The organism is Kitasatospora sp. NPDC004240 (genome assembly GCF_053603215.1).
The window spans coordinates 12,459-36,022 of record NZ_JBSGFD010000082.1 but is presented as its reverse complement, the minus strand read 5'-3'; the positions used below and the strand labels follow the sequence as shown (position 1 = coordinate 36,022).

The following is a 23,564-nucleotide window of genomic DNA, read 5'->3' as shown; positions in this document are numbered from 1 at the left end:
CTCCCGTACAGGGGGCGCGCGGCCGGCGCGGCGTCATGCCGGGGGGCTCAGGACGGCAGATGGGCGTTGACCGCCCGGGCCTCCTCGGCCAGTTCCGGCAGCTCGACCACCCGGACGCCGGCGGCCTCCAGCAGGGCCGCCCCCTGGGTGTGGGCGACGAAGGTGGCCGGTTCGCGCCAGGCCACCACCACCCGCGGCACGCCCGCCGCGATCAGCAGCCGGGCGCACGGCACCGGGCGGGAGGCCCGCTGGCCGCACGGCTCCAGCGAGCTGTAGACCGTCGCGCCGCGCAGCCGCTCGTCACCGGCCGGGAGCTTGGCCAGCGCGGCCTCCTCGGCGTGGTCGTGCGCGTCCGTCTCGCGGCTGTACCCCTCGGCGAGCACCTCGCCGTCCGCGCCGACGATCACCGCGCCCACCGAGAAGGCGGTGTCGGAGGGCGGGCAGAGCCGGGACAGCTCGACGGCCCGGCGCAGATGGCGCAGGTCGGCGGGGGTGGTCCCGGAGGACGGGGTCCCGGGGGACGGGGTCGCAGGGGTCACGGCGAGGGCTCCTTCGGGGCGTACCTGAGCAGGACGACGTCGCCCACCGTACGGGCCTCCAGCAGCCGCATCCTGCGGGCCGGGCCGCCGGGGAAGGCGGCCGGGCCGACGAAGCGCGGGGCCGCCGCCTGACCGACCAGCAGCGGTGCGACGGCCAGCTGCAGTTCGTCGGCCAGGCCCCGGGCCAGGAACTGGGTGTGCACCGAGCCGCCGCCCTCGACCATCAGCCGGCGCACCCCGCGCACCCCGAGGTCGTCCAGCACCGCCTCCGGCGCCACGGCCGCCCCGAGCGCCGCCACCTCGGCGAGCCCGGCCAGCGCGGGCCGCAGCCGGGCGGCGCCCGCGTCGGTGGTGTAGGCGAGCCTGGCCCCGCCGGTGTGCCAGAACCGCAGCGCCGGATCGAGGTCCCCGCTCGCCGTGAGGGTGACCTTCAGCGGGTGCTCGGGCCGGCCCGCCGCCACCCGGGCGGCCCGCCGGGCGGGGTCGTTGACCAGCAGCCGGGGATTGTCGGCGCGCAGGGTGTTGCCGCCGACCAGGATCGCGTCGGCGGCCGCGCGCTCCTCGTCCACCCGGTCGAAGTCGGCGGGGCCGGAGAGCAGCAGCCGCTCGGGGGAGGCGTCGTCGAGGTAGCCGTCGAGCGACATCGCGGCGCTCAGTACCACGTACGGGCGGGGGGCGGGTGCAGCGGTCATGGCCCCACCGTACGTGTTCATCATGCGAGACGATTCTTCTCGACCCGCGAGATGAGGAGTAGCGTCGGGGATGCCGGGGGAACCGGCCGTCGATCAGATCCAGGGGGACCGTCATGACCGATCAGCAGCCCGCCGCCGTCTACACCCACGGGCACAGGGAGCCGGTGCTGCGCTCGCACCGCTCCCGCACCGCCGCCAACTCGGCCGGCTACCTGCTGGGTGAACTGCGGCCCGGGCAGGCGCTGCTGGACGTCGGCTGCGGCCCGGGCACGATCACCGCCGACCTGGCCGAGCTGGTCGGACCCGGCGGCCGGGTGGTCGCGGTCGACTCCTCCGCCGAGGTGCTGGAGCAGGCCGCCGCGTACGTGGCCGGGCGCGGGCTGGACAACGTGGTGTTCGAGGTCGCCGACGTGCACGGGCTGGCGTACGCCGACGGCGAGTTCGACGTGGTCCACGCCCACCAGGTGCTGCAGCACGTGGCCGACCCGGTCACGGCGCTGCGGGAGATGCGCCGGGTGACCGCCCCCGGCGGGGTGGTGGCCGTACGGGACGTCGACTACGACTCCATGACCTGGTACCCGCAGGTGCCCGAGCTGGACCGCTGGCTGGAGCTGTACCAGCGGATCGCCCGCGCCAACGGCGGCGAGCCGGACGCCGGCCGGCGGCTGCTGGCCTGGGCGCGCGCGGCCGGCTTCACCGACGTCACCGCCACCGCCTCCACCTGGACGTACGCGACGCCCGACCAGCGCGACTGGTGGGGCGGGATGTGGGCGGACCGCATCCTGAACTCGCGGATGGCCGAGACCGCGCAGGAGGACGGGTACGCCGGCCGGGCGGAGCTGGAGGGGATCTCGGCGGCCTGGCGGCGCTGGGCGGCGGACGGCGACGGCTGGTTCTCGATGCTGCACGGGGAGGTGCTGGCGAGGCGCTGAGGCCGGGTCGTGCGGGATCGTGCGGGGTCGTACGAGGGCGGACGGCGGGTGCGGGGGCGGCGGGGAAAACCCGTGGCGGGGTGGTGTGCATGATCGGATAGAGTCGCGCGTCCGTTCCCATGGATCGCCGAACTGAGGCCCGCGAGCTGCGGGCCGGGGAGTCCCACGTGTCCAAGCCCGAGCCCGACGCGCCCGTCCCCGCGTCGGAGCCCGTACCGTCGGAGACCGTCTCGCCGGAGGCCGCGCCCGCGCCGGTGGAGCCCGCGCCGGTGGAGCCCGCGAAGATCGAGCTCACCAAGCCCGCGCGCACCGGGGCGGAGGCCGCCGCCGAGCCCACCGCCGAGGCCGAGGCCGAACGACCGGAGCCCCGGGCCGTACAGCCCGAAGCCGTACAGCCCGAGCCCGTCGCCCAGCCCGAGCCCGTCGCCCAGCCCGAAGCCGCCCAGCCCGGGCCCGCCCGCCCCGCCGACCCCTGGGCCGTGCCCGACTCCCTCGCCGCCACCACCACGGCCCCCGGCCACGGCGCCGCGGCCGGGGCGGGTGGCTGGGCGTCCGTCCCGCCCGGGGCGGTCAGCGGCTTCCAGCCGGGCTTCCCGTACCCGCAGGCGCCCACCGTGACCAACGGGTTCGCGATCGGCGCGCTGATCACCGGCCTGTTCTGCATGGGCCCGGTCGCGCTGGTGCTGGGCGTCGTCGCGCTGCTCCAGATCAACAAGCGGGGCGAGCGCGGCCGCGGCATGGCGGTGGCCGGTGTGGTCCTGGGCGGGCTCGGGGTGGTGCTCATCGGGCTCGGGGTGCTCGGCGGGCTGGCCGCGAGCCTCGACGAGGACCGCGCGACCCGGCGTTCCGATCACTCCGGCTGGGCCCCGAAGGGCGGGGTGAACTGGACCGAGCTCAGGACCGGCGACTGCTACAACCCGCCGGAGGGCGACTCCTCCACGGAGGACGCGGACTCCATCCTCTGGGTCATCAGGGTGCCCTGCTCGGAGCCGCACCACTCCGAGGTGGCCGGCAGCGTCCGGCTGCCCGGTGCCTCCGGGGCCGCCTACCCGGGCGAGAAGACGATCCAGGAGCAGGCCGGCACGCTCTGCGGTCCGGTGCTCTCCGCGTACGCGCTCGACAGCTGGGAGCTCCCGGACGGCGTCGGTGAGATGTACCTCTACCCGACCCGCTTCGTGTGGAAGTCCGGCGACCGGGACGTCATCTGCGTCTGGGAGGACCCCGAGACCCCGCGCAAGGGCAGCGTCCGCACCGACCGCGGCAAGCTGAACGCGGCCCAGCTCACCTACCTGGAGGCGGTGCGCGGCTTCAACGACGCCTGGGCCTACGAGCCCGAGGAGGACGTGGCGCAGGCCCCCGCGAAGTACCGCGAGTGGGCGACCAGGATGGCCACCGTCACCCGCAAGGAGGCCGAGGCGCTCAGCCTCGACTCGACGCCCTGGCCGGAGGCGGCGAGGAAGCCGGTCGCCGACCTGGTCGCCGTCCAGCGCGAGGCCACGACCGCCTGGGAGGCCGCGGGCCGCGCCGCCGACACCGCCACGCTGGAGAAGGAGCTGCGCAAGGCGAAGCGGCTGACCGCCAGGTCCAGCTCCGCGGCGGTGGAGGCCCGAACGGCCCTCGGCCTCTCCACCGGCCAGCAGGCGGAGACCAGCCAGGTCTGAGCCCCGCGCCCCGCACACGCCGTCCGCGCCCTGCACGCCTGTCCACGTCCCGCGCGCCCCGCCCACACCCCGTCCGCCCCGTCCACACCCCGTCCGCCCCTCCCGGCCCCCGCGCCCCGCACGCCCCCGGCGTGACGGCCGGGGGCCGGGGTCTTACGCGCCGTTAACCGCGCCCGTACGCGCCGGTAGCGGAGGGGGCGTAGCGTCGGCCACCGCGTAGCCCGGCCCGACCCCCACGCGGGCCGGGCTACGCTCGCCGCATGGGGACGTTCCGGGTGATGCGGCAGGACGACAACGGCAACCGCTTCGAGGTGTCGGGGGGCCTCGGGCGGGAGGAGGCCGAGGCGCTGGCGGCCGAGTTCGAGGCGCGCGGCCACAAGCAGCTCTACTGGGTCGAGGCGGACGGGCGTCCGGCGGACGGGCCGTGAAGCGCGCGGGCGCCCGGCCGGCAGGCCCTAGGGTCGGGGGCATGGAGAACCGGATCGTCGTCGGCGGGGCACTCATCCACCGGGGCCGGGTGCTGGCCGCCCGCCGTAGCGCGCCGCCCGAGGTGGCCGGCCGCTGGGAGTTCCCGGGCGGCAAGACCGAGCCCGGTGAGACCGAGGAGCAGGCGCTGGAGCGTGAGCTGCTGGAGGAGCTGGGCGTGCGCGCGAAGGCGCTGGAACGGCTGCCCGGCGCGTGGGACGTCCGGCCCGGCCTGGAGCTGCGGTTCTGGGCGGCGGAGCTGCTCTCCGGCGAGCCGCGCCCGCTGGAGGACCACTCCGAGCTGCGCTGGCTGGCCCCGGAGGAGCTCGCGGGGCTCGACTGGCTGGACCACGACCGCGAGGTGTTGCCGCACGTCGTCCCGCTGCTCACCGCGGGCTGATCCGGCCCCGACGGAGGCCGGCCACGGACGCGTGACCCCCCGGTGGCGGCCCGGCCACAGGCGCGTGACCACGGGTAGACCAATCGGAAAAGACGATCCGGTCGGCCGGGATAGCCTGGGTTCTGCTGGGTATGTCGCTTTTCGGCACTATTCGTCACCATCGGTGAGCCGCCCCCAGCCGGCGACGCCGATCCCGACCAGAGCCGGAGGCCCCGTCGGTGTCGAGTACCGGTAACGGTGGCGGGGGAGCGCGGCGTACGGGCGCCGGCGGGAGTGCCGCGGCCCGCGCGCGGTTGCGTCGTGGCGCGCGTCCGGCGCAGCCGTCCACCGGAGGGGCCCGGCGTCAGGCCGCCGGCCAGGAACCGCCGGTCGCCCCCGGCAGTGGCCTGCCCGGCCGGCCCCCCACCCCCGGCACCCGGCCGGCGCACCAGGCCCGTCAGGCCCATCCGGTCCACGCCTTCGAACCGCCGCCCGGCCCGCGGCCGGCGCCCTCGCTGGTCGTCCCGGACACGGTGGCCAGGGCCACCGTCCGCAGCCGCCCGGGCGCGCCGTTCCCGGGCAGCGGGCTCGCGGGGGCCGGCGCGCCCGGTGAGCGGCCCTTCGAGGGCAGCCTGTTCGACATCGTCAAGGTCGCCATCGCCATCCTGGACACCGCCGGCCGGGTGGTGCTGTGGAGCCCGGCCGCCGAGGAACTGCTCGGCTGGCCGAACGAGCTGCTGGTCGGCCGGGTGATCGAGGAGCTGATCGAGGACGAGGCGCAGATCGCCCGGGTCCGGGCCGCGATCCAGGACACCCTGCGCCACGGCCGCTGGTCCGGCTCCACCGAGCTGCGCCACCGGGACGGCGTCCCGGTCGGCGTCGACGCCCGGATCTCCCTGCTGGTGGACGGCGACGGCACCCCGTTCCTCCAGGTCAACATGGCCGAGGCACGCGCCCTGGAGGCCGTCGAGCGGGACCTCGCGGTCCGGGACGCGCTGTTCGAGCAGTCCCCGCTGGGCATCGCCATCCTCGACACCGACCTGCGCTACACCGCCGTCAACCACACCCTCGCCGAGATGAACGGCGTCGCCGCCGAGGACCACGTCGGCCGCAAGGTCGGCGAGACCCTGTCCGAGCGCGCCGCCGACGAGATCACCGCCATCCAGCGCCAGGTGCTGGCCACCGGCGAGCCGGTCATCGACGTCACCCTCGCCTCCCCGGTCACCGCCCGCTCCGGCTACCGCTCGATCTCCTACAGCCGGATGACCGACCGCTCCGGCCGGGTGCTCGGCATCTCCGGCACGGTGATGGACGTGACCGAGCGCTACCGGGCGGTGGCCAAGGTCGAGCACGCCCGGCGCCGGCTGTCCCTGCTCAACGAGTTCGGCTCCCGGGTCGGCGACCTGCTGGACGCCTCCCGGATCGCCCAGGAGCTGGCCGGGGCGGTCGTCCCCCGGCTCACCGACCACTCCGCGGTGATCCTGCTCCAGGCCGTCGCGCACGGCGACGACCTGCCCCGGCACGGCCACGACCGGCGCACCTCGCTGCTCCAGCTGGGCACCGCCTCCGTCCAGGACGGCCCCGAGGTGGAGGTGATGCTGCGCCGCGGCGCCCGGATCACCTTCGCCGAGGACTCCGCCTGCGGCCGGGTACTGCGCACCGGTGTGCCCGAGCTGCTGTCCGGCGCGGACGAGCTGGGCGACGTCACGTACCCGGGCGACCCCAAGATGCAGGCCGCCCACGACCTGGGCGTGCACTCGATGCTGGTGGTGCCGCTGCGCGCCCGGGGCATCGTGATCGGCCTGCTGCTGGTCAGCCGGGCCGGCTACCGGGAGGGCTTCGACCGGGACGACCTGGCGTTCACCGTGGAGCTCGCCGACCGGGCCGGCAGCTCGCTGGACAACGCCCGGCTGTACGCCCGCGAGCGCACCGCCGCGCTCACCCTCCAGCGCACCCTGCTGCCGCAGCAGGTGCCGCAGCCGACCGGCGTCGAGGTCGCCTACCGGTACGTGCCGGGCAGCAGCGGCACCGAGGTCGGCGGCGACTGGTTCGACGTCATCCCGCTGCCCGGCGACCGGACCGCCCTGGTGGTCGGCGACGTGATGGGCCACGGCCTGCGGGCCGCCGCCACCATGGGCCGGCTGCGCACCGCCGTCCGCGTCCTGGCCGCCCTCGACCTGCCGCCGGACGTGCTGCTGCGGCACGTCCACGAGCTGGCCGACGACCTCGCCCAGGGCCCGGACGAGGCGCTGCTGGCCACCTGCGTGTACGCGGTCTTCGACCCGGCGACCGCCAGGCTGACCGTCTCCAAGGCCGGGCACATCCCGCCGGTGCTGGTGGTGCCCGCCGAGGAGTCCGAGGAGCCCACCCGGACCGGCAGCCCGCTGCCCGGCGGCACGGGCAGGATCCTCGACCTGCCCTCCGGCGCCCCGCTGGGCGTGGGCGGCGTCCCGTTCGAGGCGGTCGAGCTGAAGATCCCCGAGGGCAGCCTGCTCGCGCTGTGCACCGACGGGCTGGTGGAGTCCCGGGACAAGGACCTCGACGTGGGCCTCGGCCGGCTGCTCACGGTGCTGGAGCAGCCGTACGCCTCCATCCAGCAGGCCTGCGAGGCGGTGCTGGACACCATGGAGCAGGGCCGCGAGCCCGACGACGTGGCGCTGCTGCTGGCCCGGCTGGGCCACGGCCAGTCCGGCACCCCCACGGCCGGCTGGACCCTGCCCGCCGAGCCCACCGCGGTCTCCCGGGCCCGCCGACTGGTCCGCGGCACGCTGGCCGAGTGGGGCGTGGAGGAGCTGACCGACATCGCCGAGCTGCTCGTCAGCGAGCTGGTCACCAACTCCGTCCGCTACGCCAGCGCGCCGATCGGGGTCCGGCTCACGCTCGGCGACACCCTGCTGGTCGAGATCTCCGACCCGCTGCCGGACCCGCCGCGGGAGCGGCACGCGGCCGAGGCCGACGAGGGCGGACGGGGTCTGGAGCTCGTCCGCCGGCTCGCCCTGCGGTGGGGCGCCCGGGCCGAGGGCATGGGCAAGGTCGTCTGGTTCGAACAGGCGCTGCCGGGTAATGAGCCCGACGAACCCTGAGCCGCAGGGGCGCACTCTCCGGAAGGGGGCGCGAGCGTGGCATTGTGGTTGCGCGGGCGGTAGGACAAAAACCTTCGCCCGATCTGATGTTGTGATGTTGAGGGCGTGTGAACGTACCCCTCGATGATGAATACTCGGTCTTCTCGACATCCGGACGGTCGCGGGTTGGAGGGGTCGGTCCGTTGAACAACACCCCGGCGCGGAGCGCGCCGAGCAGCAGCGGTCATGCCGCTGTCCCCGGGCAGTCCGGCGCCCAACCGCTGCCCGCGCCCCACGCCGCCCACCCCGCGGGTCCGGCGCGCGCCGCCGCGCGGGCCCACCCCGCCGGGCCGGTCACCTCCGTGGGCCAGGGCCGCGCCGCCCGTCCGAGCGCCGGCGCCCACCAATGGGGCCACGGCGACCCCGGGTCGATCTACGACTACATCCGCGTCGCCACCTTCGCGATCGGCCCCGACGGCCGGATCAGCCAGTGGAGCGACCGCGCCGCCGAGTTCTTCGGCCTGCCCGCCTCCGAGGCGGTCGGCGCCGACCCGATCACCACCTTCGTCCCCCGCGAGCTGTGGCAGCGCGGCCGGGCCCGGCTGGAGCGTATCCTCGGCGGCGAGGAGTGGGTGGGCACCGCCCCGTACCGGGACGCCTCCGGCGCCGAGAGCCTCGCCGAGCTGTACCTGATGCCCGACAGCGCGCTGCCCACCGCCGGCGCCACCTGCCTGGCCGTCGACCTCGGCCGGCTGCGCCGCGTGGAGACCGACCTCGCCGCCTCCGAGGCCGTCTTCGGGCAGACCCCGACCGGCTTCATCCTGTTCGACGACCGGCTGCGGCTGCAGCGGGTCAACGACGCCTTCGCCTCCCAGGTCGGCCTCGCCCCCGGCGACCTGGAGGGGCTCACCCCGCACGACCTCTTCCCGGCCTCCGAGGCCGACCGCCTGACCGCCGCGCTGCGCAAGGTCCTCGACAGCGGCGAGCCGGTCTTCGACCTGCGCTTCCACTCCGCCGTCCCGACCCGCGAGGGCAACCGGCTCTGGGCCGTCTCGCTCTACCGCCTCAACGGCGCCGCCGGCCAGCCGATGGGCGTGGCCGGCCAGGTCTCCGACGTCACCAGCCGGCACGTCGCCGAGCGCGAGGCCGACGGCGTCCGGCGCAACCTCGCCCTGCTGAACGAGGCCAGCGCCCACATCGGCTCCACCCTCGACCTGGAGACCACCGCCAAGGAGCTCCTGGACGTCGTCGTCCCGCCGTTCTGCGACCTCGCCACCGTCGACCTGTACACCGCCCTGCTGAGCGGCGAGTCCGTCCCCAGCACCGGCCGGCTCGGCGACGGCGTGCTCACCGACGGCAGCGGTGAGCTGCGCCGGGTCGCCGTCTCCAGCGTCGTCGGCGGCGCCTCCTCGGTGCTCGGCCCGGTCACCGGCCTGCCGATCGCCGAGGCCGGCGGCACCCTCTGTTACCCGCGCCGCTCCCCGCACGCCCGCGCGCTGCGCACCGGACGCAGCGTCGTCCCCGACCCCGGGCCCGATCCGCTGCTGCGCTCCACGCTGATCGTCCCGCTGGTCGCCCGCAACCAGGTGCTCGGCCTGGTCCAGCTCTCCCGCGCGATCGGCAGCGAGCCCTTCGACGCCCGGGACGTCGCGATCGCCGAGGAGCTCGTCGCCCGCGCCGCCGTCTGCATCGACAACGCCCGGCTCTACCGCCGCGAGCACGAGCGCGCGCTGATCCTCCAGCGCAGCCTGCTGCCCCCGGGCAACCCGGCCGCCAGCGGCCTGGAGATCGCCTGCCGCTACCTGCCCAGCAACAACAACACCGAGGTCGGCGGCGACTGGTTCGACGTCATCCCGCTGCCCGGCAACCGCACCGCCCTGGTCATCGGCGACGTGATGGGCCGCGGCCTGCGCGCCGCCGTCGCCATGGGCCAGCTGCGCACCGCCGTCCGCACCCTCGCCATGCTCGACCTCGACCCCGCCGAGGTGCTCTCCGCCCTCGACGAGATCGCCCGCGGCCTCGGCGACTCCGCGCCGGTCGGCGCCTCGGCCCCGTACGGCCGACTGACCTCCTCCGCCGACGAGGAGGCCCGCGAGGTCTACCTGGCGACCTGCGTCTACGCCGTGTACGACGCCGTCACCCGGCGCTGCGTGTTCGCCAACGCCGGCCACCTGCCGCCGGTCCTGCTCAGCCCCGGCGAGCCGGCCCGGATGCTGGACGTACCGCCCGGGCTGCCGCTCGGCGTCGGCGGCGAGCCCTTCGAGGAGGTCGAGCTGACCCTCCCGGACGGCGCCGTGCTCGGCCTGTTCACCGACGGCCTGGTCGAGTCCCGCAAACACCAGCTGGACGAGGGGCTGCGCGCCCTGCGCTCGGCCCTCTCCGCCGACGACAAGGGTCTGGAGAGCCTCTGCGACCACGTCCTCGGCGAGCTCAACCCGCACCACGGCGAGGACGACATCGCCCTGCTGATGGCCAAGGTGCACGCCTTCCCCGAGGACTCCGTCGGCGACTGGCGGCTGCCGCCGGAGCCCACCTCGGTCGCCAAGGCCCGCGAACAGGCCTGCAGCTGGCTGCTCGCCCGCGGCCTGGACGAGCTGGTCGACACCACCGAGCTGCTGGTCAGCGAGCTGGTCACCAACGCCCTGCGGCACGGCCGCGGCGAGATCCGGCTACGGCTGCTGCGCGACCGCACCATGGTCTGCGAGGTCTGGGACGACGGTTACGCCCAGCCCCGCCAGCGCCGTGCCCGGGAGACCGACGAGGGCGGCCGGGGCCTGCAGCTGGTCAGCCTGCTCGCCGAGCGCTGGGGCACCCGCCGCACGCCCAAGGGCAAGATCGTCTGGTTCGAGCTGGGCCTCTGACCACCCGGACGCCCCGATCGGCCGTCCGGGTGCAGTCGCCCCCGGCCCGCCGTGTCGGCGGCGCCGCCCGCGCCGGCGCGGCGTTCCATGGCCGCCATGCGCGCCCGCCGGCTGACCGCAGCCCTGCTCCTCGCCCTCACCACGGCCGCCTGCTCGGCCGGCCCGGCCGCGGTGCCCCGGCCCGTCCCGACCTCCGAGGCCCCCCGGATCGACCGGGCCGCCCTGCGCGACGGCGGCACCCTGCGCTGGGCCGTCGACGCCGTACCGGCCACCCTCAACGTCTACCGGCCCGAGGCGGGCGCCGACTCGGCGCTCATCGCCCACGCGCTGTACCCCTCGCTGTTCCGCCCCGACGCGCACGCCCGCCCGGTCGCCGACCCCGACTACCTGACCGCCGCCGAGTCCACCCCGCCCGGCCGTACGCCCCAGGTGGTGACCTACCGGCTCAACCCCCGGGCCGTCTGGAGTGACGGCACCCCGCTCTCGGTGGCCGACTTCGCCGCCCAGCGGGCCGCCCTCTCCGGCCTCGACCCCGCCTACGCCAGCACCCGCCCGGCCGGGTACGCGGCGATCGACTCGATCACCCGGGGCGACGGCCCGCACGAGGTCAAGGTCACCTTCCGGCAGCCGTACGCCGACTGGCGGGGCCTGTTCAGCCCGCTCTACCCCGCCGCGGAGACCGCCACCGCCGCGGCCTTCGGGCAGCCGCTCACCTTCGGCACCCACCTCACGGCCGGGCCCTTCGTCCTGGCCGGCCACGACGCCGAGGGCGGCCGCGTCACCCTCACCCGCAACCCGCTCTGGTGGGGCGACCCGGCCAAGGCCGACCGGATCGAGTTCCTGCGCACCCCCGACGGATGGCGTACGGACGCGCTGGAACAGGACCGCCTCGACATCGCCCCGCTCACCGCCGCCGTCGACCGGGCCACCACCCCCGAGGAGTCCGGGGCCGCCCTGCGGCGGGCCGAGTCCCTGCCCGGCGTCGTCCTGCACCGCGGCGGCGCGCCCGCGCTCACCCAGCTCACCCTGAACGGCGGCCGGGCCCCGCTCGACGACCCCGCCCTGCGCCGGGCCGTCGCGGCCGCCGTCGACCGGCGCCGGATCGCCGAGGCCGCCCTCGGCCCGCTCGGCCTGCCCGCCGCCGTGCCCGGCCACCACCTGCTCGCACCCGACCAGGAGGGCTACCACGACAACAGCGGGACGGCCGGTCCCGCCGGCGAGCGCCGCGAGGTGACCCTCACCCTGCTGCTGCCGGCCGGTTCGGCCATCGCCCGCCGCACCGCCGACGCCCTCACCGCGAACCTCGCCGAGGCGGGCATCACCGTGCGGCCGAGCGAGGTGGCGGCGGACGCCTTCCTGCGGGAGCGGCTGCCGGCCGGCGACTGGGACCTCGCGCTCTTCTCCTGGCCCACCGGTCCCTACCCGGCCGGCGGGCAGCGCGCCGTCTACGCCAAGCCCGTCCCCGGCCCGGACGGCACCCCGCAGACCGGCTCCAACCACGCGCGCACCGGCACCGACGAGATCGACCGGCTCTTCGACCGGGCCGCCGCCGAACTCGACCCGGCGAAGCAGCGGCGCCTGCTCGACGAGACCGACGCCCGTATCTGGCAGCTCGCCCACTCGGTGCCGCTCCACGTCCGGCCCGAGCTGACCGCGCTCCGGGCGGGCGTGGCGGGGGAGGGCCTGTGGGGGCCGGGCTGGCCGCGGTACCAGGACGTGGGCTTCCTGCGGGAGTGAGCCGCTCGTGGACGGAGCGTCGCCCCCTCCGGGCGGCCGCCGGGGGGACGGACGCGTGATCCACCTGTGATCTTGATCCCGCTCCACCTGCTCGTTTCGGCCCACCTGGGTGGTTCCCCGTACGATAGGAGGAAGCCGTGGCATGTCCTGCCCGGCGGGTGGACCGGAAGTAGCAGACGGAACGGGCGTCGGTGATCAACAGAGATCGCCGGTCGGCCACGCGGCAGAGCCGCTGATCGTCACCGCCGCGGCCGGGCGCCGAAACCCACGATTCCGGGAGAATCAGCTAGGCATGCCCACGCGCAACGACATCCGTAACGTCGCCATCGTCGCCCACGTCGACCACGGCAAGACCACCCTGGTCGACGCCATGCTGAAGCAGGCCGGCGCCTTCGCCGCCCACCAGCAGCTCGACGACCGCATGATGGACTCGAACGACCTGGAGCGCGAGAAGGGCATCACCATTCTCGCGAAGAACACCGCGGTCAAGTACCACCCCAAGGACGGTGGCGCGCCGATCACCATCAACATCATCGACACCCCGGGCCACGCCGACTTCGGTGGCGAGGTCGAGCGCGGTCTGTCGATGGTGGACGCGGTCGTGCTGCTCGTGGACGCCTCCGAGGGCCCGCTCCCGCAGACCCGCTTCGTGCTGCGCAAGGCGCTGACCGCCCGCCTGCCCGTCATCCTGTGCATCAACAAGACGGACCGCCCGGACGCCCGGATCGACGAGGTCATCAACGAGACCTACGACCTGTTCCTGGACCTGGACGCGGACGAGGACCAGATCGAGTTCCCGATCGTCTACGCCTGTGCCCGTGACGGCGTCGCCTCGCTGACCAAGCCGGAGAACGGCACCGTCCCGGCCGACTCCACCAGCCTGGAGCCGTTCTTCTCCACCATCCTGGAGCACGTCCCGGCCCCGACCTACGACGAGGCCGCCCCGCTGCAGGCGCACGTCACCAACCTGGACGCCGACAACTTCCTCGGCCGCATCGCGCTGCTGCGCGTCGAGCAGGGCGAGCTGCGCAAGGGCCAGACCGTGGCCTGGATCAAGCGCGACGGCACCATCTCCAACGTCCGCATCAGCGAGCTGCTGATGACCGAGGCGCTCACCCGCAAGCCGGCCGAGGTGGCGGGCCCCGGTGACATCTGCGCCGTCGCCGGCATCTCGGAGATCATGATCGGCGAGACCCTGGCCGACACCGAGAACCCGATCGCGCTGCCGCTGATCACCGTCGACGAGCCGGCGATCTCGATGACCATCGGCACCAACACCTCGCCGCTGGTCGGCCGCGGCGGCAGCGGCAAGGGCGCGGACGCCAAGGCCGCCGGCAAGGTGGACCGCAAGGTCACCGCCCGCCAGGTGAAGGACCGCCTGGACCGCGAGCTGATCGGTAACGTCTCGCTGCGCGTCCTGGACACCGAGCGCCCGGACGCCTGGGAGGTGCAGGGCCGCGGTGAGCTGGCGCTGGCCATCCTGATCGAGACCATGCGCCGCGAGGGCTTCGAGCTGACCGTCGGCAAGCCGCAGGTGGTCACCAAGGAGGTCAACGGCAAGACCCACGAGCCGGTCGAGCGCCTCACGGTGGACGTGCCCGAGGAGCACATGGGTGCCGTCACCCAGCTCATGGGCATCCGCAAGGGCCGGATGGACAACATGTCCAACCACGGCTCGGGCTGGGTCCGCATGGAGTTCGTGGTGCCGTCCCGCGGCCTCATCGGCTTCCGTACGGAGTTCCTGACCAACACCCGCGGCACCGGCATCGCGCACTCGATCCACGAGGGCCACGAGCCGTGGTTCGGCGCCCTGACGACCCGCAACAACGGCTCGCTGGTGGCCGACCGGGCCGGCGTGGTCACCGCCTTCGCGATGACCAACCTCCAGGAGCGCGGCGTGCTCTTCTGCGAGCCGGGCACCGAGGTGTACGAGGGCATGATCGTCGGTGAGAACTCGCGCTCCGACGACATGGACGTGAACATCACCAAGGAGAAGAAGCTCACCAACATGCGGTCCTCGAACGCGGACGTGGCCGAGTCGATCGTCCCGCCGCGCAAGCTCTCGCTGGAGCAGTCGCTGGAGTTCTGCCGCGAGGACGAGTGCATCGAGGTGACCCCGGAGACTGTTCGCATCCGTAAGGTCGTCCTGGACCAGAAGGACCGTGGCCGTACGGCCTCGCGCGCCAAGAAGGTCTGACACTTCGATCCGGCGCCCTTGTAGGCGCTTGGCCGAAAAAGTCCGCCCCCCTTTCCGATGGAGAGGGGGGCGAACTTTTTCAACTACTCAACGTTGTCGACGCGCGTATAAACGGAATAGCGCTTACCACGGTCAGGTGTCCGCTGAGCGAACGTGACAGTCCGTCATTCATGACGACTGTCCGTTTAATGCCTGTCTGAGTATGTCTCATATGTCCGATTTTCGAAACTTACCGACCGTTCATGTGACCTAATTGAGATCGGCATTGGTCACTTTCGTGTCCGTGCGTGACACATAGTGGGTGCAGTCAGGCTCGGGTCAAGGGTGAACGCGCAGGGGTGCGCGCCGAAACCACGAGCGCGGACGGCACTTCGGAATCGGCCCCCGCCGGACCGTCGTGCTCTCCTCGTCGGAAGTCGAATTCAGGAGGCATCCCCCATGCGCGGTGCAACCCAGACCAAGTGGATCGTCGCGGCGACCGCGATCGCCCTCGCGGCGACCGCCTGCAGCACCAGCTCCAAGAGCAGTGACAGCGGCAGCAGCGGCAGCGCCAAGACCGGCGGCACGATCGCCGTTCAGCTCGGCGAGCCGCAGCACGGTCTGGTTCCGCAGAACACCGCGGAGTCCGAGGGCACCGAGGTCCTCAACGCCGTGTTCGTCGGCCTGGTCGACTACGACCGCAAGACCAACGCCCCGGTCCTGCGCGTCGCCGAGTCCATCGAGTCCCCCGACAGCAAGGTCTGGACGATCAAGCTGAAGGACGGCTACACCTTCCACAACGGCGAGAAGGTCACCGCCAAGTCCTTCGTGGACGCCTGGAACTACGGCGCCAACCAGGACAACGCGCAGGAGGGCCTGCCCTTCTACGACAAGATCGAGGGCTCCGAGGAGCTGGCTCCCGGCAAGGGCAAGACCCCGGCCGCCAAGGAGCTCAAGGGTCTGAAGGTCGTCGACGAGAAGACCTTCACCGTCACCCTGAAGGCCCCGTTCTCGCAGTTCAAGACCATGCTCGGGTACAACCCGTTCTACCCGCTGCCGCAGGCGTTCTTCACCGACCCCAAGGCCTTCGGTGACAAGCCGATCGGCAACGGCCCGTTCGAGATGGACGGCGCCTGGGAGCACAACAAGCAGATCAAGGTCAAGCGCTACGAGAAGTTCCCGGCCGCGGACACCCGCGCCAAGCTCGACGGCGTCACCTTCAAGATCTACGACAACCTGGACACCGCGTACAACGACCTGCGCGCCGACAACATCCAGGCCACGGACAAGCTCCCGATCTCGGCCCTGTCGACCGTCAAGGGCGAGTTCGGCGACCGCTACATCTACAAGCCGGAGTCCGGCGTCGGCTACATCGGCTTCCCGATCGCCACCAACCCGGCCTCCTACGGCAAGCCGGAGATCCGCAAGGCGATCTCGATGGCGATCGACCGCGAGGCGATCACCAAGACCATCTTCTCGGGCAGCCGCGTCCCGGCCGACGACTTCATCAACCCGCTCATCCCGGGTTACCGCAAGGGCGCCATGGGCGACGCGGCGAAGTACGACCCGGCCAAGGCCAAGGAGCTCTTCACCACGGCCGGCGGTGTCCCGAACAACACCATCGAGCTGGGCTACAACGCCGATGGCGGCCACAAGGACTGGATCGAGGCCGTCGGCAACCAGCTGAAGAAGAACCTGGGCGTCGAGGTCACCTTCAAGCCGTTCGAGAAGTTCGGCAAGATCCTGGACGCGCTGGGCGACAAGCAGTACTCCGGCGCCTTCCGCATGGCCTGGTCGATGGACTACCCGTCCGCCGAGAACTACCTGCGCCCGATCTTCTCCAAGGTCGCCATCGAGAACGGCTCGAACTACGGCGGTTACGTCAACGAGGAGTTCGAGACCCTCCTGAACCAGGCCGACCAGGCGAAGACCGCTGAGGAGGGCACCAAGCTCTACCAGCAGGCCGACGACATCCTGATCAAGGACCTGCCGTACATCCCGGTGTACAGCTACATGTCCTCCGCCGCGTACAGCAAGAAGATCAAGAACTTCGACACCGACGCCCAGGGTCGTATGAACCTGGCCGAGGTCGAGCTGGCCTGATCGTAAGTCAGACGAACGGGGGCGGGTGGACCGGACCACAGTCCGGCTCCTCCCGCCTCCCTTCCTTGTCCGAAAGTATGGAGGTCTGATGGGCCGCTATGTCATCCGCCGACTGATACAGGCGATCCCTGTGCTGCTCGGTGCGACGTTCCTGATCTACTGGCTGGTCTTCAAGCTGCCCGGTGACCCGGTGCAGGCGCTGGCCGGCGAGAAGCGCGCCGATCCGGTCGTGGCGGAGATGATCCGCGCGAAGTACCACCTGAGCGAGCCGTTCCTCGTTCAGTACTGGAACTACATCACGGGTGTCTTCCAGGGCGACCTGGGAGAGAGCCTGACCGGTCGTGCGGTCAGCGACATGATCAGCGAAGCGTTCCCCTACACCGTGAACCTCGCCCTGGTCGCCTTCGTCATCGAGGCGATCATCGGCGTCCTGGCGGGCGTCATGGCGGCCCTGCGCAAGGGCAAGTTCCTGGACCAGCTGGTCCTGATCAGCACCCTGTTCGTCATCTCGATCCCGGTCTTCGTCACCGGCTTCGTGCTTCAGCTGGTGCTCGGCGTCCAGCTGAAGAACGAGTACGGCATCGAGCTCTTCACGGTCTCGTTCAGGGAGGAAGACGGGATCCGGGCGTACCTGCTGCCGGCCTTCGTCCTGGCCTCGACGTCGCTCGCGTACGTCGCCCGCCTGACCCGTACCAGCCTGATGGAGACCATGCGCGCGGACTACGTCCGCACCGCGGTCGCCAAGGGTCTGAAGCGCCGTCGGGTGATCGGCCGTCACGCACTGCGCAACGCGCTGATCCCGATCGTCACCTTCCTCGGCGCCGACCTCGGCGGCCTGATGGGCGGCGCGGTCATCACCGAGAAGATCTTCAACATGCACGGCATCGGCGGCATGCTCGCCAAGGCCGTGTACGAGAAGCAGGGCACCGTGATCGTCGGAGTGGTCACGCTGCTGGTGCTGATCTACCTGATCACCACCCTGCTCGTGGACCTGCTGTACGCCGTGCTCGACCCGAGGATTCGCTATGAGTGACACCATCACCAAGGGCGCCGAGGCCCCGTCCGACGACAACCGGCCGAAGGCGGCCCCGGCCAAGGAGCAGAAGCCGGAGCGCGTCGCCAGCCTCTGGTCGGACGCGGTGCGCGACCTGCGCCGCAACCCGGTCTTCATCATCGGTGCCGTGCTGGTGTTCTGCCTGCTGGTCATCTCCGCGGTCCCGGGCTGGTTCACCAGCGGCAGCCCCTTCGACGGCAACGCGTGCGACCTGTCCAACTCGCTGGAGCGTCCGAGCGCCGAGCACTGGTTCGGCTTCGACGTCCAGGGCTGCGACATCTACACCCGTACGGTGTGGGGCGCCCGCAACTCGATCATCGTCGGTGTGCTGACCACGGTGCTGGTCACCGTCGTCGGCGCCCTCCTCGGCCTGCTGGCCGGCTGGAAGGGCGGCATCCTCGACAGCGTCCTGTCGCGCTTCACCGAGATCTTCTTCTCGATCCCGCTGCTGCTCGGCGGCATGCTGATCATGTCGATGCTCCCGTGGGCCGGTAACGCCTACAGCGTCGCGCTGGTGATGTCGGTCCTCGGCTGGCCGCAGATCTTCCGCATCATGCGCGCCTCGGTGCTGGCCAACAAGAACAACGACTACGTGATGGCCGCCCGCGCCCTGGGCGCCGGCGCGGGCCGGATCACCTTCCGGCACATCCTGCCGAACGCCATCGCGCCGGTCATCGTCGTGGCGGCGATCAGCCTGGGCGTCTACATCGGCGCCGAGGCGGCCCTGTCCTACCTGGGCATCGGCGTCCAGTCGCCGGAGATCTCCTGGGGTCTGATGATCTCGGACGCCCAGCCCCGCTTCCTGGTGGCCCCGCACGTGCTGCTCTTCCCCGCCGGGGTCCTGAGCGTCACCGTGCTGGCCTTCATCATGCTCGGCGACGCGGTGCGCGACGCCCTCGACCCGAAGCTCCGCTGAGAGAAGAGGTGACGACCCGATGACCACCGTGATCGAGAAGAACAGCAAGAGCAGCCGCCTCGAGGTGGGCACTCCGCTGCTGGAGGTCCGTGACCTCCACGTGGAGTTCCACACCCGGGACGGCGTGGCCAAGGCCGTGAACGGCGTCAACTACTCGGTTGCCGCCGGTGAGACCCTGGCGGTGCTGGGTGAGTCCGGCTCCGGCAAGTCGGTGACGGCCCAGACCATCATGGGCATCCTCGACATGCCCCCCGGCAAGATCAGCCAGGGCCAGATCCTCTTCCGCGGCGAGGACATGCTCGCCATGAAGGAGGAACAGCGCCGGCAGATCCGCGGCCAGAAGATCGCCATGATCTTCCAGGACGCGCTCTCCTCGCTGAACCCCGTGATGACCGTCGGCGCGCAGCTCGGCGAGATGTTCCGGGTGCACCGCGGCGCCTCCCGCAAGGAGGCCCGGGAGAAGGCCATCGAGCTGATGGAGCGGGTGCGTATCCCCGCCGCCCGGCAGCGTGTGGGTGACTACCCGCACCAGTTCTCCGGCGGTATGCGCCAGCGCATCATGATCGCCATGGCGCTCTCCATGGAGCCCGACCTGATCATCGCCGACGAGCCCACCACCGCCCTGGACGTCACCGTCCAGGCCCAGGTGATGGACCTGCTGGCGGAGCTCCAGGCCGAGTACAACATGGGTCTGATCCTGATCACCCACGACCTCGGCGTGGTCGCCGACGTCGCGGACAAGATCGCCGTGATGTACGCCGGCCGTATCGTCGAGACCGCGCCGGTGCACGAGCTGTACTCCAACCCGGCGCACCCGTACACCAAGGGCCTGCTCCGCTCCATCCCGCGCCTGGACCAGAAGGGCCAGGAGCTGTACGCGATCAAGGGCCTGCCCCCGAACCTGCTGAAGGTCCCGGCCGGCTGCGCGTTCAACCCCCGCTGTGACGTCGCCACCGACCTGTGCCGCACGGAGATCCCGACGCTGCACCAGGTGACCGACAAGGACGGCAAGGAGCTCACCGGCCGCCGCAGCGCGTGCCACCTCTGGAAGGAGACCCTCCATGGCTGAGCCCATCCTGGAGGTCAAGGACCTGGTCAAGCACTACCCGCTGACCCAGGGCATCCTCTTCAAGAAGCAGGTCGGCGCGGTCAAGGCGGTCGACGGCATCTCGTTCGACCTGATGAAGGGCGAGACGCTCGGCATCGTCGGCGAGTCCGGCTGTGGCAAGTCCACGCTGGCCAAGGTGCTGATGAACCTGGAGCGGGCCACCTCCGGCCAGGTGCTCTTCAAGGGCGAGGACATCTCGAAGCTGTCCGGCGCGGCCCTCAAGGCCGTCCGCCGCAACATCCAGATGGTGTTCCAGGACCCGTACACCTCGCTCAACCCGCGCATGACCGTCGGTGACATCATCGGCGAGCCGTTCGAGATCCACCCCGAGGTGGCGCCCAAGGGCGACCGCCGCAAGGCCGTCCAGGACCTGCTGGACGTCGTGGGTCTGAACCCGGAGTACATCAACCGGTACCCGCACCAGTTCTCCGGCGGCCAGCGCCAGCGCATCGGCATCGCCCGCGGTCTCGCGCTCAAGCCCGAGATCATCATCTGCGACGAGCCGGTCTCCGCCCTGGACGTCTCCGTCCAGGCGCAGGTGATCAACCTGCTGGAGCAGCTGCAGAGCGAGTTCGAGCTCTCCTACATGTTCATCGCGCACGACCTCTCCATCGTCCGGCACATCTCCGACCGCGTCGGCGTGATGTACCTGGGCAAGATGGTCGAGATCGGCACCGATGAGGAGATCTACGACAACGCCACGCACCCGTACACCCAGGCGCTGCTCTCCGCGGTGCCGGTGCCGGACCCGTCGGCGCGCGAGACCCGTGACCGGATCATCCTGACCGGTGACATCCCCTCGCCGGCCAACCCGCCGTCCGGCTGCCGCTTCCGCACCCGCTGCTGGAAGGTGGAGGAGCGCTGCTCCACCGAGCAGCCGCTGCTCGCGGTGCCGTCGCTGCTGAAGGGCCCGGCCGCGCACCAGTCGGCCTGCCACTTCGCCGACGTCCGGGAGAAGGAGACGGCCGACGCCTCGGCCTGATCCCCTCGGCACCCACGGAAGGGCCCGCGGTCTCCGGACCGCGGGCCCTTCCGGCGTTCCCGGCCGGCCGGGCCGGGGCGCACGTCAACGGCGGCGCCGGCGGGCACCCATCCGGGGGTATCCGACTCGCGCCGCCGTCGGGCCGCGCTTCTCATGGGGTGTGATGCGACACACACCTTGAGGAGGGATCTCCATGCCCGCAGCCCACCGCGCCCGTTGGATCCTCGCCGCCGCAACCTCCGTGGTCCTGGTCGCCAGCGGCTGCGGCGACGACGGCGGAGGTAGCAGCGGCGGCTCGTCGGACGCCGGCAAGACCTTCAGCTACCAGAGCAGCGAACCGCAGAACCCCCTCCAGCCGGCGAACGCCAACGAGACGGGCGGCGGCCGGATCATCCAGAACCTCTTCAAGGGGCTGGTGGACTACGACCCGAGCAACGCCACCCTGCGCAACCAGGTGGCCGAGTCGATCGACACCTCCGACTCGCAGACCTTCAACGTCACGCTGAAGTCGGGCTGGACCTTCCACGACGGCACCCCGGTGAAGGCGAGCAACTTCGTCGACGCCTGGAACTGGGCCGCGACCGCCAGCAACAACCAGATCAACAGCAGCTGGTTCTCCGACATCGAGGGCTACGCGGACGTCCACCCGGAGAGCGGCCAGCCGGCCACCACCAAGATGTCCGGCCTCACCGTGGTCGACGACACGCACTTCACCATCAAGCTGAACCACAAGGTCTCGTACTTCGAGTACAAGCTCGGCTACATCGCCTTCTCCCCGCTGCCGGACGCCTTCTTCTCCGACCCGGCCGGGTACGGCCAGAAGCCGGTGGGCAACGGCCCCTACCAGTTCGTGAGTTGGGACCACAACCAGCAGGTGGTGACCAAGTCCTACCCGAACTACCAGGGCGTCGACAAGCCGAAGAACGGCGGCATCGTCTTCAAGATGTACACCACCGCCGAGGCGGCGTACGCGGACCTGCAGTCCAACAACCTGGACGTGATCGACCAGGTGCCGCCGTCCGCGCTGGCGACGTACAAGCAGGACCTCGGGGACCGGGCGATCGACGCCCCGCAGGGCGCCATCCAGAACATCGGCTTCACGCTGTACCAGGCGGACTGGGCCGGGCCGCAGAAGGCCAAGGTGCGCCAGGGCCTGTCGATGGCGATCGACCGCGACACCATCACCAAGACGGTGCTCCAGGGTTCGCGCCAGCCCGCCAGCGCCTGGGTGGCGGAGGGCGTCGAGGGCTACAAGCAGGGCACCTGCGGCGAGTTCTGCACCTTCAACAAGGAGAAGGCCCAGCAGCTGATCACCGAGGGCGGAGGGGTGCCCGGCAACAAGCTGACCATCACGTACAACGCGGACGGCGGCCACAAGGAGTGGGTCGACGCGGTCTGCAACAGCATCCGGCAGAACACCGGCGTGGAGTGCGCGGGCGACCCGAAGCCCGACTTCAAGACCGCCCGGGAGGCGATCACCGGGCACCAGATCAACGGCATGTTCCGCACCGGCTGGGTGCAGGACTACCCGCTGAACGCCAACTTCCTCGCCGACGTGTACCGCACCGGCGCGGCCTCCAACGACACCGGCTACAGCAGCCCGCAGTTCGACCAGCTGTCCACCCAGGCCGACCAGGCGGCCAGCCTGAACGACACGGTGACCGGCTACCAGCAGGCCGAGGCGGTGCTGCAGGGCGACATGCCGACGATCCCGCTCTGGTACTACCGCACCAACTCGGGCTACTCCACGAACGTCCAGAACGTGACGTTCGACTCCTTCGGCAACCCCGCCTGGACGCAGGTCGAGGTCAAGGGCTGACCTCCCCGGTGACCGGCCCCGCCCTCCCCGCACGGAGGGCGGGGCCCGGCCACTCGGTCCAGCGGCCGCACCGGAAGCCGGCCGCACCGGTTACGCGGAAAGGAGGCGCGAATGGGCAGCTACGTGCTGCGGCGGGTGCTGCAGATGATCCCGGTGTTCTTCGGCACCACGTTTCTGATCTTCCTGATGGTCTACTCGCTGCCGGGCGACCCCGTCTCGGCGCTGTTCGGCGACAAGGCCGCCGACCCTGCGGTGGTCGCCAGCCTCAAGCACAAGTACTACCTCGACCAGCCGCTCTGGAAGCAGTACCTGCACTACATGGGGAACCTCTTCCAGGGGGACTTCGGGACCAGCTTCACCGGCCGCTCGGTCACCGACATCATGGCGGACGCCTTCCCGGTCACCATCCGGCTGGCGCTGCTGGCCTTCGGTTTCGAGCTGATCTTCGGCCTGCTCTTCGGCGTGACCTCCGGCCTGCGGCGCGGGAGCATCGAGGACACCGTGGTGCTGATCCTGACCCTGCTGGTCATCTCGATCCCGGTGTTCGTCCTCGCCTACATCGCACAGACGATCTTCGCGACCAATCTGGGCTGGGTCACACCGACGGTGCAGGACTCCACCGACATCTCACAACTGATCCTCCCGGCCGTCGTGCTCGGCTCGCTGTCCCTGGCGTACGTCGCCCGCCTCACCCGCACGTCCATCGGGGAGAACAAGCGGGCCGACTACATGCGGACCGCGGTCGCCAAGGGGCTGCCCCGGCGGACCGTCATCTCCCGCCACCTGCTGCGCAACTCGCTGATCCCGGTGGTGACGTTCCTGGGCACCGACCTGGGCGCGCTGATGGGCGGCGCGATCGTGACCGAGGGCATCTTCAACGTCCAGGGCATCGGCAACGTGCTGTACCGGGCGATCAACCAGAAGGAGGGGCCCACCGTGGTCGGCATCGTGACCGTCCTGGTGATCGTCTACCTGGTGGCGTCCCTGATCGTCGACCTGCTCTACGCGGTCCTGGACCCGAGGATCCGCTATGCCTGACCTGCACGACGAGGAGTCGTACGAGCCGCACCCCAAGCCC

15 protein-coding genes and 1 pseudogene are annotated in these 23,564 nt (G+C 71.8%); 15 read left to right on the top strand and 1 reads right to left on the bottom strand.

Annotation, left to right across the window (positions count from 1 at the left end; all coding sequences use genetic code 11):
* Positions 1-47: 47 nt before the first annotated feature.
* Positions 48-1,231 (bottom strand): annotated as a pseudogene (locus tag ACWEQL_RS22525) (dihydrofolate reductase family protein).
* Between the two features lie 113 nt (positions 1,232-1,344).
* Here ACWEQL_RS22525 and ACWEQL_RS22520 point away from each other — a divergent pair.
* The 15 genes from ACWEQL_RS22520 to ACWEQL_RS22450 all read left to right on the top strand — a co-directional run bounded on the left by ACWEQL_RS22520 (position 1,345) and on the right by ACWEQL_RS22450 (position 23,524).
* Complete coding sequence (locus ACWEQL_RS22520; RefSeq protein ID WP_452152078.1) at positions 1,345-2,163, top strand: methyltransferase domain-containing protein; 819 nt, start codon at positions 1,345-1,347, stop codon at positions 2,161-2,163.
* Between the two features lie 167 nt (positions 2,164-2,330).
* The gene (locus ACWEQL_RS22515; protein ID WP_452152077.1) at positions 2,331-3,824 is read left to right on the top strand and encodes a DUF4190 domain-containing protein; all 1,494 of its coding nucleotides are present in this window, start codon (positions 2,331-2,333) and stop codon (positions 3,822-3,824) included.
* 260 nt (positions 3,825-4,084) lie between these two features.
* Positions 4,085-4,252, top strand: a complete 168-nt coding sequence (locus ACWEQL_RS22510) for an SPOR domain-containing protein (RefSeq protein WP_452152076.1) — start codon at positions 4,085-4,087, stop codon at positions 4,250-4,252.
* Between the two features lie 41 nt (positions 4,253-4,293).
* On the top strand, positions 4,294-4,689 hold the full coding sequence (locus ACWEQL_RS22505; protein WP_452152075.1) for an NUDIX domain-containing protein: 396 nt from the start codon (positions 4,294-4,296) through the stop codon (positions 4,687-4,689).
* 218 nt (positions 4,690-4,907) lie between these two features.
* The gene (locus ACWEQL_RS22500; protein WP_452152074.1) at positions 4,908-7,751 is read left to right on the top strand and encodes a SpoIIE family protein phosphatase; all 2,844 of its coding nucleotides are present in this window, start codon (positions 4,908-4,910) and stop codon (positions 7,749-7,751) included.
* 182 nt (positions 7,752-7,933) lie between these two features.
* Entirely contained in the window at positions 7,934-10,591 is a 2,658-nt protein-coding gene (locus tag ACWEQL_RS22495; protein WP_452152073.1) for a SpoIIE family protein phosphatase, read from the top strand.
* A 96-nt stretch (positions 10,592-10,687) separates the two neighbouring features.
* Positions 10,688-12,328, top strand: coding sequence for an ABC transporter family substrate-binding protein (locus ACWEQL_RS22490; protein WP_452152072.1), 1,641 nt, complete (start codon positions 10,688-10,690; stop codon positions 12,326-12,328).
* Positions 12,329-12,620: 292 nt separating this feature from the next.
* Positions 12,621-14,525: a translational GTPase TypA gene (gene typA, locus ACWEQL_RS22485; RefSeq protein ID WP_452152071.1), complete on the top strand. Its 1,905-nt coding sequence runs from the start codon at positions 12,621-12,623 to the stop codon at positions 14,523-14,525.
* A gap of 438 nt (positions 14,526-14,963) precedes the next feature.
* Positions 14,964-16,607 carry a peptide ABC transporter substrate-binding protein gene (locus ACWEQL_RS22480; protein ID WP_452152070.1) on the top strand — a complete coding sequence of 548 codons (1,644 nt, stop codon included), beginning with the start codon at positions 14,964-14,966 and terminating at the stop codon, positions 16,605-16,607.
* Positions 16,608-16,695: 88 nt separating this feature from the next.
* A complete protein-coding gene (locus tag ACWEQL_RS22475) occupies positions 16,696-17,640 on the top strand; it encodes an ABC transporter permease (protein WP_452152069.1) in 945 nt (314 codons plus the stop codon).
* Positions 17,633-18,577, top strand: coding sequence for an ABC transporter permease (locus ACWEQL_RS22470; RefSeq protein ID WP_452152068.1), 945 nt, complete (start codon positions 17,633-17,635; stop codon positions 18,575-18,577). Before ACWEQL_RS22475 ends, ACWEQL_RS22470 begins: the two co-directional genes overlap by 8 nt.
* Before the next feature lie 19 nt (positions 18,578-18,596).
* Positions 18,597-19,646 (top strand): ABC transporter ATP-binding protein, encoded by a 1,050-nt coding sequence (locus ACWEQL_RS22465; protein WP_452152067.1) that lies wholly within the window; start codon positions 18,597-18,599, stop codon positions 19,644-19,646.
* Positions 19,639-20,667, top strand: a complete 1,029-nt coding sequence (locus ACWEQL_RS22460) for an ABC transporter ATP-binding protein (RefSeq protein ID WP_452152066.1) — start codon at positions 19,639-19,641, stop codon at positions 20,665-20,667. Before ACWEQL_RS22465 ends, ACWEQL_RS22460 begins: the two co-directional genes overlap by 8 nt.
* 193 nt (positions 20,668-20,860) lie before the next feature.
* Positions 20,861-22,486 carry a peptide ABC transporter substrate-binding protein gene (locus ACWEQL_RS22455; protein ID WP_452152065.1) on the top strand — a complete coding sequence of 542 codons (1,626 nt, stop codon included), beginning with the start codon at positions 20,861-20,863 and terminating at the stop codon, positions 22,484-22,486.
* 111 nt (positions 22,487-22,597) lie between these two features.
* Positions 22,598-23,524 carry an ABC transporter permease gene (locus ACWEQL_RS22450; RefSeq protein ID WP_452152064.1) on the top strand — a complete coding sequence of 309 codons (927 nt, stop codon included), beginning with the start codon at positions 22,598-22,600 and terminating at the stop codon, positions 23,522-23,524.
* Positions 23,525-23,564 lie beyond the last annotated feature (40 nt).